Annotated in this window: 16 protein-coding genes; 4 read left to right on the top strand and 12 right to left on the bottom strand. The window is 40.5% G+C overall.

Annotated features, from left to right (window positions below; genetic code table 11):
- Positions 1-62: 62 nt before the first annotated feature.
- Positions 63-968 (top strand): LysR substrate-binding domain-containing protein, encoded by a 906-nt coding sequence (locus B5G52_RS12090; protein WP_087532906.1) that lies wholly within the window; start codon positions 63-65, stop codon positions 966-968.
- Positions 969-1,019: 51 nt separating this feature from the next.
- On the opposite strand, the gene B5G52_RS12085 is transcribed toward B5G52_RS12090, so the two are convergent.
- From B5G52_RS12085 to hrpB, 6 genes are all read right to left on the bottom strand, one after another.
- Entirely contained in the window at positions 1,020-1,514 is a 495-nt protein-coding gene (locus B5G52_RS12085; RefSeq protein WP_087532905.1) for a GNAT family N-acetyltransferase, read from the bottom strand.
- A gap of 24 nt (positions 1,515-1,538) precedes the next feature.
- Positions 1,539-1,883: a 5-carboxymethyl-2-hydroxymuconate Delta-isomerase gene (locus tag B5G52_RS12080; protein ID WP_087532904.1), complete on the bottom strand. Its 345-nt coding sequence runs from the start codon at positions 1,881-1,883 to the stop codon at positions 1,539-1,541.
- Positions 1,884-1,915: 32 nt separating this feature from the next.
- A complete protein-coding gene (locus tag B5G52_RS12075) occupies positions 1,916-2,347 on the bottom strand; it encodes a nuclear transport factor 2 family protein (protein ID WP_087532942.1) in 432 nt (143 codons plus the stop codon).
- Between the two features lie 118 nt (positions 2,348-2,465).
- Entirely contained in the window at positions 2,466-2,903 is a 438-nt protein-coding gene (locus B5G52_RS12070) for an acyltransferase (RefSeq protein WP_087532903.1), read from the bottom strand.
- Positions 2,904-2,936: 33 nt separating this feature from the next.
- Positions 2,937-3,335, bottom strand: coding sequence for a DUF4019 domain-containing protein (locus B5G52_RS12065; protein ID WP_087532902.1), 399 nt, complete (start codon positions 3,333-3,335; stop codon positions 2,937-2,939).
- Between the two features lie 121 nt (positions 3,336-3,456).
- Positions 3,457-5,883 (bottom strand): ATP-dependent helicase HrpB, encoded by a 2,427-nt coding sequence (gene hrpB / locus B5G52_RS12060; protein WP_087532901.1) that lies wholly within the window; start codon positions 5,881-5,883, stop codon positions 3,457-3,459.
- A gap of 259 nt (positions 5,884-6,142) precedes the next feature.
- On the opposite strand from hrpB, the gene B5G52_RS12055 reads away from it, so the two are divergent.
- A complete protein-coding gene (locus B5G52_RS12055; RefSeq protein ID WP_087532900.1) occupies positions 6,143-6,340 on the top strand; it encodes a CsbD family protein in 198 nt (65 codons plus the stop codon).
- A gap of 59 nt (positions 6,341-6,399) precedes the next feature.
- On the opposite strand, the gene B5G52_RS22075 is transcribed toward B5G52_RS12055, so the two are convergent.
- From B5G52_RS22075 to metA, 6 genes are all read right to left on the bottom strand, one after another.
- Complete coding sequence (locus B5G52_RS22075) at positions 6,400-6,570, bottom strand: hypothetical protein (RefSeq protein WP_176372542.1); 171 nt, start codon at positions 6,568-6,570, stop codon at positions 6,400-6,402.
- A 40-nt stretch (positions 6,571-6,610) separates the two neighbouring features.
- Positions 6,611-8,446, bottom strand: a complete 1,836-nt coding sequence (locus B5G52_RS12045) for a GGDEF domain-containing protein (RefSeq protein WP_087532899.1) — start codon at positions 8,444-8,446, stop codon at positions 6,611-6,613.
- A complete protein-coding gene (locus tag B5G52_RS12040) occupies positions 8,439-9,188 on the bottom strand; it encodes a hypothetical protein (RefSeq protein ID WP_254911194.1) in 750 nt (249 codons plus the stop codon). The genes B5G52_RS12045 and B5G52_RS12040 overlap by 8 nt, the downstream gene beginning before the upstream one ends.
- A 215-nt stretch (positions 9,189-9,403) precedes the next feature.
- The gene (gene metH / locus B5G52_RS12035; protein ID WP_087532897.1) at positions 9,404-12,034 is read right to left on the bottom strand and encodes a methionine synthase; all 2,631 of its coding nucleotides are present in this window, start codon (positions 12,032-12,034) and stop codon (positions 9,404-9,406) included.
- A 9-nt stretch (positions 12,035-12,043) separates the two neighbouring features.
- Positions 12,044-13,111 carry a homocysteine S-methyltransferase family protein gene (locus B5G52_RS12030; protein ID WP_087532896.1) on the bottom strand — a complete coding sequence of 356 codons (1,068 nt, stop codon included), beginning with the start codon at positions 13,109-13,111 and terminating at the stop codon, positions 12,044-12,046.
- Positions 13,101-14,048 carry a homoserine O-succinyltransferase gene (metA, locus tag B5G52_RS12025; protein ID WP_087532895.1) on the bottom strand — a complete coding sequence of 316 codons (948 nt, stop codon included), beginning with the start codon at positions 14,046-14,048 and terminating at the stop codon, positions 13,101-13,103. The genes B5G52_RS12030 and metA overlap by 11 nt, the downstream gene beginning before the upstream one ends.
- Positions 14,049-14,261: 213 nt before the next feature.
- Here metA and ettA point away from each other — a divergent pair, with 213 nt between their 5' ends.
- Positions 14,262-15,935, top strand: coding sequence for an energy-dependent translational throttle protein EttA (gene ettA, locus B5G52_RS12020; protein ID WP_087532894.1), 1,674 nt, complete (start codon positions 14,262-14,264; stop codon positions 15,933-15,935).
- Between the two features lie 213 nt (positions 15,936-16,148).
- Entirely contained in the window at positions 16,149-16,517 is a 369-nt protein-coding gene (locus tag B5G52_RS12015) for a PilZ domain-containing protein (RefSeq protein WP_087532893.1), read from the top strand.
- Positions 16,518-16,548 lie beyond the last annotated feature (31 nt).

The raw sequence follows: 16,548 nt of genomic DNA, 5'->3' as shown, positions 1-16,548 counted from the left end.
AATAAAAAAGCGAATAATACCGCACTAACATGTAAGAAAAACTTAACCATTGGTAATGACATATGATTAAGAACGTACCATTAAAATCACTCTATAGCTTTATTGCTGTTGCTGAGTCTAGCAGTATGGTGCATGCCGCTGAGCAATTGAGCGTTAGCCACTCCGCTGTTAGCCAAGCGATAAAATCATTAGAAGCAAAGCTGAATACTCAATTGTTTACCCGCCATGGCCGCACGGTGTCATTAAATTCAGTAGGAAAACGTTATTATCAACGAGTATTACCTGCGATTGAAGAGATCATTGCTGCCAGTCAAGAAGCGAGTCATAGTCAGCTCCCTCAGCCGTATATTACGTTGAATATGGTAAATTCAATGGCACTGCATTGGTGGATCCCACGAGTGGCACAATTTCAATCCGCGGCTCCACAAATTGACGTTCGCTTATCGAATTTAGTCGGTGAATTTGATTTAGAGCGCCAAGGTGTTGATGCTGCATTAATCCATGGACATGCTAAAGATTGGACTAAATACCAGTGCGAGAAGCTTGGTGATGATGAGCTAATATTAGTATGTAGCCCACAACTACTTAAGGATACAATCCAAGATATACAGACTATATTCAATACTTATCCCGCTATTTTTGTAGAAAACCCACGTCGCCTCAATGATTGGCAAGTCTGGTGTGATGCTAAGAACCTTAAAAAGCCAAGGCAACATAAGAACTTAACGTTTAGTATTTCAGTACAAGCTACTCAAGCGGCAATGAGGCAGCTAGGTATTTTAGTCACCCACAAGCAGTTCGTAAGAGATGATATAAAACATGGTATGTTGATACAAATTGATGAGCCAGTATTAAACCCATATCAGCAGTTTTATTTCGCCACAACGAAAGCAAAAGCCGAGCAAGATGATATTTTGCAGTTAAAAGAGTGGTTAAAACTAGAGTTTACGAAAGGCAATGAATACTAAGCAACACTCTAACTATGGGCATTTGTTTTGTACATTAATTATTAAGTTGATTTATTTGCTTATTAGTTGACCATATAAATTCGCATTGTAAAAACAATTCTCTTTATAAATGGCTTTTTCTAGCAAGGCTTCGTGCTTAAAGCCAGACTTTAGTAAAACTTTACTTGAGCCTGTATTCCCTTCAAACACAACAGCGTGTAAGCGCACAATATCCGTTGTTGCTTGAACCTGCGCTATTAGTAATGCTAAGGCTTTAGTCACAATCCCCTGCCCCCAATAATCCTTGGCAAGCCAATAGCCAACCTCTGCCGACTTAGAATACTCGAGCTCACCGGCTATAGCGCTTACGCAACCTATAAATAAGCCATCTTTTTCAATGGCAAAAATTCCGCCTGCCTTACTGCCAATTTCAATCCACCAGCATGCATCATCCATTGTGTATGGTGACGGTATTTTAGGGGATAAAAACCGTTTTACATCCGGGTTATTTAAGTAGTTGACGAGTAAAGTTTGATCGTCTGATTTGAGCTCTCTTAAACGTAGCATGGTATTCTTTTTTTAGGTGAAAGCTTAAAGTTGGGTTTTATTGAAGTAAGTCGCTTTTTCAAAGTCATTTATATTCATAGCTATATTTTTAATATCAGGAAACATTTCATTTAATTTAGTGACGACCGCTTTAGATAGTGCCGCTTTTTGTTCTGTAGTTCGCCCTTGCATTATGTGTGTAAATACATGAATAAATGGCTCTTGCTTATTTCCGACTAAGTAGCTATCAAAGGAGTTAACTCTTACTTTTATATCACTTTCAACAAATAAGTCGGTGCTATGAGCAACCTTGTGTATCGCTTCGTTTAGAGTTGCTTCATCGCATAGCTCTAGAATTGAACTGGCACAATCAATCACAAAATGTGGCATTAAAAGCTCCTTTTTGGTTGTTTAAAATAAAGCTACTGGTGGTATTTACGTATCATCACTATTTTTCCGTCTTCTACTTCAATAACATCCATAATAGTCTGGCTATATTCTATAGGCTGCTGGTTTTGCGGATGAATGCCTTTAGCATGATGACTATAACGAATTGCAAAACCTGAGTTATTAAAAATAAATGTGTTAAGCAGTTTGGCTTCATACTCGGTGTGAGCAGCTAAATAAAACGTCATGCCTTTGCGCATATTTTCTTTACCGTCAGGTGCGCGGGTATCATCAGGTTGGAATGGAATATGTTGGTTACCTACATCATCACTTAATAACGCCAAAAACGCTTCTAACTCTTTATGCGTCGCACTCGGCGCTTGAGTAGCAATCATAGTAGAAAAGTATTGTTGAGCGAGCGTTTCGAGTTCTTTATTGGCAGCCGTAACACTGAGTGACATACACATTAAAACCACTGAAAATATAGCCGTTATTTTTTTCATCAGGTATTCCATTGTTTAAATTACATACGCCATATAAACAACAAATAAATGAAATGTATAGCTTTATATTTTAATGCTGTATTTATAAAAATAGTTCAGTGAGGTAAAAACTACCGCTAATATAAAGAAAATTAATGAAAGCTCTAACAGACATTGGAAAGTGCAAAAACGATAATCTCAGCTTGAGACTTAACACCGCACACACTGCCATTAAACTAAACCAAGGTGTGAAGAAGAACAATAGCTTGAATTTTATTAGCATAACGGCTAAATCATGTAATGCCCCACTGATTGCAAACGTGATGATCACGGCACACCAATGAGGCAAAAATGATGATGTAGGCTTCATCACATAGCGTGACAAATAGTAGCTCCAGATTGGGTTCCAATAACGCCAAAATAAATAAAAAGATGGCGCACCAAAAGAGCGTTTAAGCATGTTACTCATAGAACCGCTAGCGCCTAAAGGTACGCCAGTACGTTTTTTTACATATTGAGCAAGCGTAATATGATTAGACACATAGACTCCTGGGTTGATTAGGTAGCACATTGGCTATTGAATAAAATAGCCAATCACTTGCCATTGCTCGGCTGACTTTTTTAAAGTAATTGTTTCAGTCGACTCAGGCCTGTTTGCAAAATCAGTATTAAATTGCAGTAACACATACTCACCTTTTGGTAACTGAGGCAACGAGTCAAACGTTTTACGGTTTACTTGCTCACGGGATTTTACATCACCCAGCGGGGTACGAACTTCACCTAGTTTTGATACCCATAGGTCTTGGCTAACATTTTCTTTAAAGAACGCATCACTTTGCTGCCAACTCAACGCGTAATCGCCACTATCTACCACAGCTAACCACTGCTTAGCGACAGGTTGCTCTTCACTTGCTTGTAGATTAAATATAGCAAAAACCATAAAACAGAATAAAATACAGTGCTTTTTCATCATAACTCCTTGTTAAAGATTAGCAGTCCCAGCCTACTAAAGAGCTGTTAATTATAAAAGCATAATTTATGAACTTTGCTCTTACTAACTTCATCCTTGCTAACTTTGCTCTTGCTAATTCTACTCACATCCTACTTTTTACTTTATTGGTGGCAACACTATTAGCTGGATCATCTGGCCAGAAGTGCTTGGGGTATCTACCTTTCATTTCTTTTTGCACTTCGCGGTAACTGGTTGCCCAAAAGTGAGCTAAATCTTGGGTCAACTGCAACGAACGTTTACCTGGCGATAATAACTCCATTAGTAACGGGAGCTTACCTTGAGCAAGTACCGGGGAGGTTGTCATGCCGTATACTTCTTGCATCCGCACACTGAGTTTTGCAGGGCCATCGAATTGATATTCAATACGAATATTTGAACCGCTTGGTACGATTAATCTAAGTGGTAATAGTGACTTTAAAGCCGTTTGCTGTTGCCAATCAAAGCAATTTTGCAGTGCTTCAAAGTAGTTTAACTTTTTAAGCTGCTCAAGCGTTTTGATATATTGTAGGTATACGCCAAGCCAAGTATCGGCTTGGTCAATAAGTGACTGCTCTGTTATGAACGGAAATTGCTCGGGTAAAAGTTTATAAGCTAAGCACATACGAATAAGTAATTGCTGGGCATCGGGTTGCTCGTTAAATAGTGCAAAGCCCTGTTTATTAAATAAGTTAAGCCATGCTTTGGCACGCTCATTTTTATCAAGTTTTTGCTTACTTGGTTGACTGCTAAGAGTTATAGCACCGAGTTTAACTTCATCTTGGTGAATAAAACGTGCTGCTTTTTCGTCAAATTCACAACGCGTTTGCTCACTAAATAAATGCGGTAAATACTCCTCAAGCTCAAATGGGCTCAAAGCTGTTGCTGCAAATATCCGCCCACCTTTATGGCCGCCCATCGTTGCAATCGCTAGGTATTCGTCGTTGTGCCAATAATCACTATTTAGTTCAGCGCCAGCGCCATTAGCAAGTAAGTAACCATTTCCTCGTTTTTTTGCAATGCGATCAGGATAAGCCAGCGCCACCAGCACGCTAAGGTATTCACTCTTTAGTTCGCTTTTATCATCGCTCACCTTTAAACGGTTTTGCCAATATTTAAGCTGCTGTTTAAAAACTGGATGGGGTCGTTGTTGCATACTATGCAAAGCAACATTAAGCTCGGCAGCGCAATTAACGCGGCTTTCTAATAATGCGACCAAATAAATGGCTAAACGATAAATCCCCGCATTTTGTGTTTCAAGCTGCTGCGCTTTTAATAACATGTGTGCCAAGCGAATATCAGCACCAAACGTCAGCATTTTACTGCCTAAAACACTCAGCTTTCCCTTATCATCAACCGCTTCTAACATTTGCAGTAAACTTAGCGCTTGGCTGCATTGCTGCTCAGTTGGTTTATCAAGCAAGGTTAACTCGCTGATATCAGCGCCCCAGAGCTTTGCCTCGAGTATGAGCTGACTTATATCTGAGGTGAGAATTTCAGGGTTATCGTGGCTATTACGCCGCTCAAAGGTTTGCTTGGAGCCCAACCTGTAAACCACGCCGGGCTCAATACGCCCTGCACGTCCTGCCCGTTGTACTGCTGATGAGCGAGAAATACTTTGAGTAGTGAGCTCTGTTACCCCTGTTTTTAAATTAAAGCTCGCAGCACGACGTTTACCACTATCCACAACAATGCGAATGCCTTCAATGGTCAAGCTGGTTTCAGCAACATTGGTGGTGAGCACTACTTTACGCTTCCCTTTATCTGCAGGTGCTATGGCTGCTTGTTGCTGGTTTTTATCTTGCTCACCAAACAGTGTAAACACCTCACAATCTGCCGGTAAATCATTAAGCGCTTGTTGCACACGCACTATTTCACGTTGCCCTGGTAAAAACACCAGCGCGCTACCTATTTGCTCATTGAGTGCCTGTTTTATAATTTGCGAGATGTCATCAAGCCAGCGGCTTTCATCTTTTATCGGAATATATACTTCGTCAATTGGAAAACTGCGCCCTTGTGATTGCACTACTGGGCAGTCAAAAAAAGCCACATAACGCTGCGTATCAAGTGTTGCCGACATAAGTAAAATAGTTAAGTCTTCACGCAGTGCAGCTTGTGTTTCAAGTGCAAAAGCTAAGGAAGTATCGGCTGCGATAGAGCGTTCATGGAATTCATCAAATATCAGTAAATCAACATCACTTAGCTCTGGATCATTTTGTAGCATGCGCGTGAGCATGCCCTCGGTCACAATCTCAAGGCGGGTATTAGCGCTTACTTTACTTTCGCCTCGCACCCGAAGCCCTACACTCTGCCCAACAGGTTCATCTTGGCAACGAGCTAAATAACTTGCAATATTACGCGCAGCTAAACGTCGTGGTTCAAGCATTACAATACGTTTATAGTGCCCATCACGCATTAAGTTTAGTGGCAACCAAGTTGACTTACCCGCACCAGGTGGAGCTTGCAGCAAAGTAATAGGATTAGCTTTTAATATTGCAGTGAGTTGTTGATATATATCTTGAACCGGCAGCACGACAATTTTCTCTCAATGACTTTGCGCCATTGTAGCAAAAACTACAGCAAACGGTTTCTACTGTGAATTACAAGTCAGAAAAAATTACAAAAATGAGGTATATTTTTTAAAGTCTTTATAACTCCCAAACCTACTCAGCCGTAACAAGAATTCATAATCAACTGATAATTCGTGATTAAATATTTTTATTTAGGATTGGTATAAGCCTTGCTCCTTTAGAAGTGAAAGTAAATTCATTAACCACTATAAGGAGCTAATTATGAACAGTGATCGTATCGAAGGTAATTGGAAAGAACTTAAAGGTAAAGCGCAACAAAAATGGGGCGACTTAACTAATGACGACTTAGACAAAATCGAAGGTAGCCGTACTGAACTGGTTGGTAAAATCCAGCAGAAATATGGTAGATCTAAAGAAGAAGCCGAGCGCGAAGTTAACGACTTTGAAAAAAGTCACTAATATATAACCGCTTAGCAAAAAACCGCCGTTTGGCGGTTTTTTATTTTTACATATAACTTTTATTTATTGCTCACCACGTTTTCAAATAATAACTGCTTATCGTCTTTATATACTTCAAGCCAACCTGAAGGTGAGGTATCACAGCCAATTACTGTTACTTGCAGTACATAGCTGTATCGGCCATTTTTAAACGTATAGTTATGGTTATCACCACAGCTCTGAAAACTCACATCAAATTTGAACGAAAAACCACCCTATAGGATTAAATAATTACAATATCGAAATATTAGTTTTAATATTTGTTTTCACTATCAAATGTCCCCTTTGTATATACTCTCGATAGTTATTAATTGCGTCTTTGTCCCAAGTTAAAACGTTTTCATTTGCCGATAATCCAACCCAAGCGTTGCGTTGGTTTTCTTTAGCTAAATACAACCCACCATCCGCTAGTTCAACAACTTGCTCCCACGAAAAGTCTTGCGGTGAATCTTTTACAAACGGATAGTTTGCAAACCCTATCGAGCAAGTTATGGTAAGTTTCTCTCCGGATAATGAAACAAATGGATGTGCAGACACTTCCTGTCTAATTTGTTCAAACATTTTCGCCGAATCATGGTATTTATTTGAGCTAATAAATAAAAACTCTTCACCACCCCAACGTATTAACAAGTCTTCGCTAGTACGGTACTTTTTTAAGATCGACGAAAACTGTTCTAATACCTGATCACCCACATTATGCCCATAGGTATCATTAATTTTTTTAAAGTGATCGATATCAATAAGAGCAAAAACTAGATTGGATTGCTTTTCTAGTACGCTATTTATAGCATTGTATAGGTAATGCCTGTTATTTAATCTGGTAAGGCTATCTGTGAAACTGAATGCTTTTAAACGTTCATTACTTTTAGCAAGTTCAGCCGTTCGCTCATCAACTCGCTTCTGTAATTTCACCAAGTATCGTTGATTCTGCCAACGCCAATAGATAAAGCCCATTGCCCCAAAAAATAAAACAACAGCTAAAATCCACTTTTGTTGCTCTAGTTTATGATTCTCAAACAACTGCTCTTGCTGTAACAAACGTTGCTCTTTTAACGCATTATCTTTACTCAACACTTGTAATTTTTGGCTTTGAATATCAAAATTATAATGGGCTTCAAGTTGTAGTAACTTATTATTGCGGCGCTGAAGGTTAAATGTTTTTTTGCTGAATGTATGAAGAGCTAGATATTCATACGCAAGTTTATACTGTTTGAGTTGCCTATACGCCATTGCAACCAAGTACTGTAGTTGTGCTCGCTCTTCTAGAAAACGGGTATTAGGGTTTTGATTTAATTGTTTTACTGCTATTTTGGTAGCCTGCAAAAAATTACCTTTTTGCAGATTTAAATTTGCGAGCGCTAGGTAATATTGAAGTTTCATCTGCCCTGGTGCGCTATCAATAAAAGACGAATCTACGTTTTTCAATGCTGTATCTGCTGCAACGTCTTTTCCTAACTTTAATAAAATAGTTGCATGATTAACTGAAACATCAAAGTGTATTTTGGCATTACTGTTAACTAGGTTTAATGCTTTCTTACTCGACTCTAATGCTTGATAATAACTCCCCATAGCTAAATATATTTTACTTTGCCAAAGATACATAAGCGCAGTGTAGTCACTTTGTTCTTTCTCATAGAAATCGATAGCGTTTTGAAGATATTCTAAAGCTGAACTAAATTTATCTAACTCTAGCTGTAAATTCGCCAAATGGAGATATGCCCAAGCTATATAAATTTCATTATTATATGATTTCGCTAAAGATAAAGCTTGGTAGTTTAACTTAAGACCTTGTTCGTAAGATCCATAGCGACGTTTTATTTTGGCTTCTAATAAGTAGGTTTCAATTTCTATATCATTGGATTTTTGTGATACAGCTAAAGTTCTTAACTGCGGTAAATATTGCATGATAGAGAAGTTATCATCAGCAGCAATATCCTTTTTGAGTTTCTTATAATAAAACTCCAGCTTTTCTTGTGAGCCATACCCTAACTCTTGCTCAGTTTGTGAATAAACAGAGCCACTAAAGAAAGACATTGCGATGATGAGAAATAAATAAACTTTAATCATTAATTTTAGGAGCTATCATTTGCTGGTTAATTATTTGCCAACCACTTGTCGCTTCATTAATAAAACCTGATTGCTTCAAAGCTTTAGTAATTACTCCTCGGTGTCTTAATATTTTCAATCCTTTCTCCAATGCAGCAATTACTTTTTTACCTTCTGGGTGAGTTTTACTGACAATAAAATGGCGTGTATCTGGCAGGACAACTTTAACATTTTTAATAGGAGTAAAATGTTTACCTTCATAATTCAATTCAAGCTCTTCACCCACGCTAAAATTAATCATCATTGCGTCTACTATATGCGCATCAACCATAGCAAGCATATCTTCCCACTTACCAATATGGCTTATCATTGTGATCGGTGAATTACTTAATGCTAACCAGTCCACTCGCCACCGCGGATTCACAACAACCGTTAAGTCACTCAATTTTAAATTATCAGTTTCTTTTTTATTATTAACTGAAACAAATAAACCCGCTTGATATTCTCCAAGATTGATTATTGGTTCGCTAATATAAAGTGAGCCTTTAAAATCAAGTAATTCATCATGCCAAACAGTTCTCGCTAACATTAAACTTTTACCATCAATTATTGCATCAAACTCAGACGCACTCGCTTGGGGCTTAGAACGAAATGTTACAGGTCGAGTTTCTCCCCCTAAGTAGAGTGCTTGTTGTAATAATATTCTTTCAATAATTTCTAGGTGAGTTCCGTTAGTTGTAGGATAAAAGCTATCAACTTCCATTACCTCACGCCCATTTAAAAAAGAGAGATAACGCTTATCAAAATTTTCACTATGTACAACATCAATCGCGAATGCTGATTCAGCTTTTACCCCATTAAAACACAAGAGTAACAAACATAGAAAACACCTCATAAACGATACCTTAAAAACAAAAAAGCCACCAAAACGAATCGTACTAGTAGCTTTTATTATAGATTAAAAACTGTTAAATAGCTCTATTGTGGCTCATACCCCAAGTTGGGCGATAACCAACGCTCGGCTTCTGCTAGCGTCATGTTGGTTCGCTTGGCGTAATCTTCCACCTGATCTCTTTGTACTGCCGCTACGGCGTAGTACTTAGCCTCTGGGTGTGAGAAGTACCAACCTGATACCGCGGCACCTGGCCACATCGCGTATGAGCTGGTGAGTTGCATGCCAATGCGCTTTTCGGTATCAAGTAGCTCCCAGATTTTCTTTTTCTCAGTATGCTCAGGGCACGCAGGGTAGCCAGGGGCTGGGCGAATACCTTGGTAGTTTTCACGGATAAGCTCATCGTTCGATAAGTTTTCATCCGGTGCAAAACCCCAATACTCTTTACGTACTTTCTCGTGTAAGTACTCGGCAAATGCTTCAGCGAGCCGGTCGGCAACCGCTTTGACCATAATTTTATTATAGTCATCTTGCTTGGCATCAAATGCATCCGCAAGGTCATCTTCTTCAAGCCCGCCGGTTACCGCAAACGCACCAAAGTAATCAGGTGTGCCTTTTGGCGCGATATAATCGGCTAAGCAGTAGTTCGCAAAGTCAGTTTTTTCGGTTTGCTGACGTAAATGGCACGATGTAGTTAGTAACTCAGTTCGGCTTTCGTCGGTGTAGATTTCAATGTCATCGCCTACGCGGTTAGCTGGGAATAAACCAATGACTCCAAGCGGCTGTAAGCCACCTGATTGTTCAAGCTCGTCGAGCATCTCATTGGCGTCTTTAAATAAACTTTGTGCTTGCTCGCCGACAACTTCATCAGTCATTATGCGTGGGTATTTACCCGCGATTGACCAGGTCATAAAATATGGCGTCCAGTCGATGTATTTACGTAATGTCGCAATCGATACATTTTTAAACTCAGTCACACCCAGCTTTTTTGGCACCGGCGGTGTGTAGTTATCCCAATCAAGTTGGGCTGCGTTATCACGAGCACGTTGAATTGTCACCGGTTTTGAACGCGGCTTTTTACGTGCTTGCTGCTCACGTACTTTTACATATTCAGCTTTGGTTTTTTCTAAAAAGGCGGGTTTTAGCTCTTTTGATAACAAGTTTGAAACCACGCCTACGGCACGGCTAGCGTTATTTACGTATACCACACCTTTGTCATATTGTGGCTCAATTTTTACAGCTGTATGCGCTTTGGATGTTGTCGCACCACCAATTAATAACGGTAGTTCAAAACCGCGACGCTTCATTTCTTTGGCAACGTGTACCATTTCATCAAGCGATGGGGTAATAAGGCCTGATAGACCAATAATATCGGCTTTTTCATCTATCGCTGTTTGCAGTATTTTTTCTGCCGGTACCATTACACCTAAATCAATTACTTCGTAGTTATTACATTGCAGAACAACGCCCACGATGTTTTTACCTATGTCGTGCACGTCACCTTTAACGGTAGCCATTACAACTTTACCGTTAGTGGCACCTTCTTCTTTTTCAGCTTCAATGAATGGGTCAAGGTATGCCACAGCACGCTTCATTACCCGGGCTGATTTTACCACTTGAGGTAGAAACATTTTACCCGCGCCAAATAAATCACCTACCACGTTCATGCCATCCATTAATGGCCCTTCGATTACGTGTATGGGTTTATCGGCACCCGCGCGGCATTCTTCGGTGTCTTCGTCTATGTATTCGGTAATACCTTTTACAAGCGCATGTTCAAGACGTTTTTCAACAGGCCACGTACGCCATTCTAAATCTTCAACACGCTCAGCTTGTGCCATACCTGAGAACTTAGGCGCAAGCTCTACTAAACGCTCACCGGCACCTGAGTCGGTATTTAAAATAACGTCTTCAACGGCTTTACGTAGCTCATCTGGTATATCATCATAAACGGCAAGTTGCCCTGCGTTGACTATGCCCATATCCATGCCTGCTTTTATGGCATGGTATAAAAATACCGAGTGAATCGCTTCACGTACAGGGTTGTTACCACGGAACGAGAACGATACGTTTGATACCCCACCCGACACTTTACAATGGGGTAAGTTTTGCTTGATGCGACGCGTGCCTTCAATAAACTCGACCGCGTAGTTATCATGCTCTTCAATACCTGTGGCAACCGCAAAGATATTTGGGTCGAAAATAATATCTTCCGGTGGGAAGCCTATTTCATCAACTAAAATACGGTAACTGCGCTCACATATTTCAAACTTACGATCTGCGGTGTCTGCTTGGCCATCGATATCAAACGCCATAACAACAGCAGCAGCGCCAAAGCGTTTAATAATTTTGGCTTGGCGTTTAAATGGCTCTTCACCTTCCTTTAGTGAGATTGAGTTAACAATCGCCTTGCCTTGAATACACTTTAAGCCCGCTTCAATCACTTCCCATTTAGAGGAATCAACCATGATGGGTACTTTAGAAATATCAGGCTCTGAGGCAATTAAGTTTAAAAACTTCACCATCGCGGCTTTTGAGTCCAGCATGGCTTCGTCCATGTTGATATCAATTACCTGTGCGCCATTTTCAACTTGTTCGCGGGCAACATTAAGGGCGGTTTCATAGTCTTCTTCCATGATCAATCGCTTGAACATGGCTGAGCCGGTTACATTGGTACGCTCACCGACGTTAGTAAATACTGCAATTTGTTGTGTCATGTCGGTTTCCTAATTTAAGTTACACGCTTCAAGGCCAGATAAGCGCATGCGCACTTCAAGCTCAGGTAATACACGAGGTTTAACCGCTTCAAGGCCTTTAGCAAACGCTCTAATATGAGCAGGTGTTGTACCGCAGCAACCGCCAACAATATTTATAAAACCCGATTTGCCCCAATCAATGATCTCAACAGCCATTTCAGGCGCTTCTAAATCGTATTCACCAAATTCATTAGGTAAGCCTGCATTAGGGTGAACAGAGACAAAGGTTTCGCACACCCGTGATAACTCTTCTACATATTGGCGTAATAAATCAGGGCCTAGTGCGCAGTTAAGGCCAATAGAAATAGGCTTAATATGACGGATTGAATTATAAAACGCTTCGGTAGTTTGCCCTGAAAGCGTGCGCCCTGATGCATCAGTAATGGTACCTGAGATCATCACCGGTAATGTACGCCCTGCTTGCTCAAACGCTTCTTCAACAGCGAATGAGGCTGCTTTGGCGTTTAAGGTATCAAAAATAGTCTCTATCAAAATTAAATCAACGCCGCCTTCCATTAAAGCAAGGGTAGACTCAACATACGCCGTGACTAATTTATCAAAGGTGATATTACGATAACCTGGGTCATTTACATCAGGTGAAATAGAACAAGTTTTTGACGTTGGCCCAAGTACACCAGCCACATAACGTGGTTTATCAGGATTTTTAGCGGTGAACTCGTCACAAATACTGCGTGCTAACTTGGCTGACTCGAGGTTTACCTCACGGCTGATACTTGCCATGTCGTAATCTTCCATTGAGACAGTGGTCGAGTTAAAGGTATTGGTTTCAATAATATCGGCACCAGCATTTAAAAAGCCACGGTGAATATCAGCAATTATTTTAGGCTGAGTCAGGCTTAACAAGTCGTTATTGCCTTTAATTAATACATGCCAGTCTTTAAAACGCTCACCACGGTAGTCTTCTTCTTCTAATTTATGCTCTTGGATCATGGTGCCCATAGCGCCGTCGAGAATTAAAATTCGCTGTTTGAGCGCTTCGGTTAATTCTGCATATTTATTCACTGTATTACTCGGCATAGTTGTTAGTCCTTACTGCTTGGCTAACGAGATTAATATCATAAGGTGTGGTTTGATACACATAGTAATTTAACCAATTCGAAAATAACAAGAAAGCATGGCTTTGCCAGGTTTTCGACGGCTCGTTATCTGGGTTGTTATCGGGAAAGTAATTTTCAGGCATAGCGGCGTTGGGCTCTTTTGCAAGGTCACGTTGGTATTCGCCCTTTAATGTGTCGGCATCGTATTCTGGATGACCTGTAATATACACCTGACTCCCCGACTTGTTCTTAAGTAAGTAAGCACCCACCTGCTCTGAGCCTGCCAATACAACTAAATCTTCGCAGGCGTTTATTTTTTCAATATCAATGTGACCAAAACGAGAATGTGGCACCACAAAGGTATCATCAAAACCACGTGTAAGCGCGGCGTGTTCAAAGTAGCAATGATGAGTAAATACACCACTGAGCTTCTTCGGTTTTAATTCGCGCTTTAAACCATAATGGTGAAACAACCCTGCATGTGCCGCCCAACACGAAAACAAGGTTGATGTTACATGTTGCTCAGCCCAATCGAGTATCACTTTGAGCTCATCCCAATAAGCGACATCGTCGTATTCTAAATGCGCAAGCGGTGCGCCGGTAACTAACATAGCATCGTAGTTGTTGTCTTTTACTTCTGAGAAATAACGGTAAAAGGTGTCTAGGTGCTCTTCAGAATTACTGCTGCTGCGGTGAGTATCTAACCGTAACAGCTCAACATTTACTTGCAGCGGTGAGTTTGCCAGTAAGCGAATAAACTGAACTTCGGTTTCAACTTTATTCGGCATTAAGTTTAAGATGGCCAGTCGCATCGGGCGAATTTCTTGTGTTTTCGCACGGGTTTTTGGCATTACAAATACGTTTTCTTGACGTAACTTTGCAATTGCAGGCAATTCATCTTTCACTGTAATAGGCATTCATTCACTCCAAGCATTATTTTAACCAATGACTAATTATGAACGGTTAGCAGTAAATTTCAACCTCTAGATGTATAGATGTCTAAATGAATTTGGTATATCGCCTATTTACTTAAAAACACAGGGCTCACTTTGCTGATTCGTTGACTGTTTAGGCTATGAGACTCTACAATAAGCCATCATAATTTTATTTATAATTCGAAGGCTTTTTCCATGGTTTTACCAGATAAGTTTATTTTCTCGATGAGTCGAGTATCGAAAGTAGTGCCACCTAAGCGCACTATTTTAAAAGATATCTCATTGCATTTTTTCCCTGGCGCAAAAATTGGTGTACTTGGCTTAAACGGCTCGGGTAAATCAAGCTTACTACGTATTATGGCTGGCGTTGATCAAGAGTTTGAAGGTGAAGCACATCCTCAACCGGGTATTAAAATTGGTTACTTACCACAAGAGCCGGTACTTGATGAAAGCAAAACCGTGCGCGAAACCGTTGAAGAAGCGGTCAGTGAAGTTAAAAACGCATTAAGTCGTCTTGATGAAGTTTATAACGAATACGCGATGGAAGACGCTGATTTCGACGCACTAGCTAAAGAGCAAGGTCAACTTGAAGCGATCATTCAAGCCCATGACGGCCACAACATTGATAACGTATTAGAACGTGCTGCTGATGCACTTCGCCTGCCGCCTTGGGATGCTAAAGTTGAGGTTTTATCCGGTGGTGAGCGTCGTCGTATCGCGATTTGTCGTTTATTATTAGAAAAACCAGACATGCTTATTCTTGATGAGCCTACTAACCACTTAGATGCTGAATCTGTTGCATGGCTTGAGCGCTTCTTACATGATTACGAAGGCACCGTTGTGGCAGTAACCCATGACCGTTATTTCCTAGATAACGTAGCGGGTTGGATTCTAGAGCTTGACCGTGGTGAAGGTATCCCATGGGAAGGTAACTACTCTTCTTGGCTTGAACAAAAAGACGCGCGTTTGCAACAAGAGCAGAAATCTGAAAAAGCCCGTCAAAAGTCAATTGCACAAGAACTTGAATGGGTACGTTCAAACCCGAAAGGCCGTCAAGCTAAGTCTAAAGCACGTATGGCACAGTTTAGTGAGTTACAACACTCTGATTACCAAAAACGTAACGAAACCAACGAGCTATTTATTCCACCTGGCCCGCGTTTAGGCGACCAAGTAATTGAAGTTAAAAACTTGAAGAAGAGCTTTGGTGACCGCGTACTCATTGATGACTTAAACTTCACCATGCCTAAGGGCGCTATTGTGGGCATTATCGGTGCCAATGGTGCGGGTAAATCAACCCTGTTTAAAATGCTAAGCGGTGAAGAAAAGCCAGATAGCGGTGATATCACTATTGGTGAAACAGTTGAGCTTGCAACAGTTGATCAATTCCGTGGCAACATGGACGACAGCAATACGGTTTTCCAAGAAATAGCTGATGGCCAAGATGTGCTTAAAATTGGCAACTTTGAATTCCCAAGCCGCGCTTACGTAGGCCGCTTTAACTTTAAAGGTAATGACCAACAAAAGTTTGTTAAAGACCTATCTGGTGGTGAGCGTAACCGTTTACACCTAGCTAAGTTATTAAAGGCTGGCGGCAACGTTATCCTGCTGGATGAGCCAACCAATGATTTGGACGTTGAAACATTGCGTGCCCTTGAGAATGCAATTTTAGAGTTCCCGGGTAATGTAATGTGTATCTCGCATGACCGTTGGTTCTTAGACCGTATTGCTACGCACATTCTTGATTACCGTGATGAAGGCCAAATTAACTTCTTCGATGGTAACTACACCGAATATGAAGAATGGTTAAAGAAAACCCTCGGTGCAGCTGCAGCGCAACCGAAGCGTATTAAATACAAGAAAATTGGTTAGGTTCTAGGTTCTAGGTTCTAGGTTCTAGGTTCTAGGTTCTAGGTTCTAGGTTCTAGGTTCTAGGTTCTAGGTACTAGGTACTAGGTACTAAACATATTTTAAGCCCTGCATTTATGCGGGGCTTTTTATTTCAAATGAGCAAAACCCACTCTCAATTAGTAAATTATTGACTATAATATGAGCTCCTGTATTCATTACTGGGTCTTAACTTTTATGGATAATCGTCGCCAATATACTCGCGTGTTGTTTTCTACTCCCGCAACACTTTTAATAAACGATCAAAAGTACAATTGTGAATTACTCGATGTATCACTCAATGGTGTATTGATTAGCCACCCCAATGGCTTAAAAGCTGACAAACACCAATCAGCTGAACTTGCCTTTACCTTGCCTGATAGCCAAGTAAGCATTGCTATGGCGGTTGAGATTAGTCATATTGAGCCTCTGCACTTTGGTTTGCATTGTACTCATATAGATATTGATAGTATTACGCATTTAAAACGTTTGGTAGAGCTTAATTTAGGTGATGACGCGCTATTACACCGTGAACTCGCGATGCTTATCCACACTCCACAAAAATAGACTATCTGCTGTAACTTGATTACCATGGCGT

Origin of the sequence: Pseudoalteromonas sp. A601 (assembly GCF_002165575.1) — a bacterium.
Taxonomy (GTDB): Bacteria; Pseudomonadota; Gammaproteobacteria; order Enterobacterales; family Alteromonadaceae; genus Pseudoalteromonas.
This window is presented reverse-complemented; position numbering and strand designations above follow the sequence as displayed.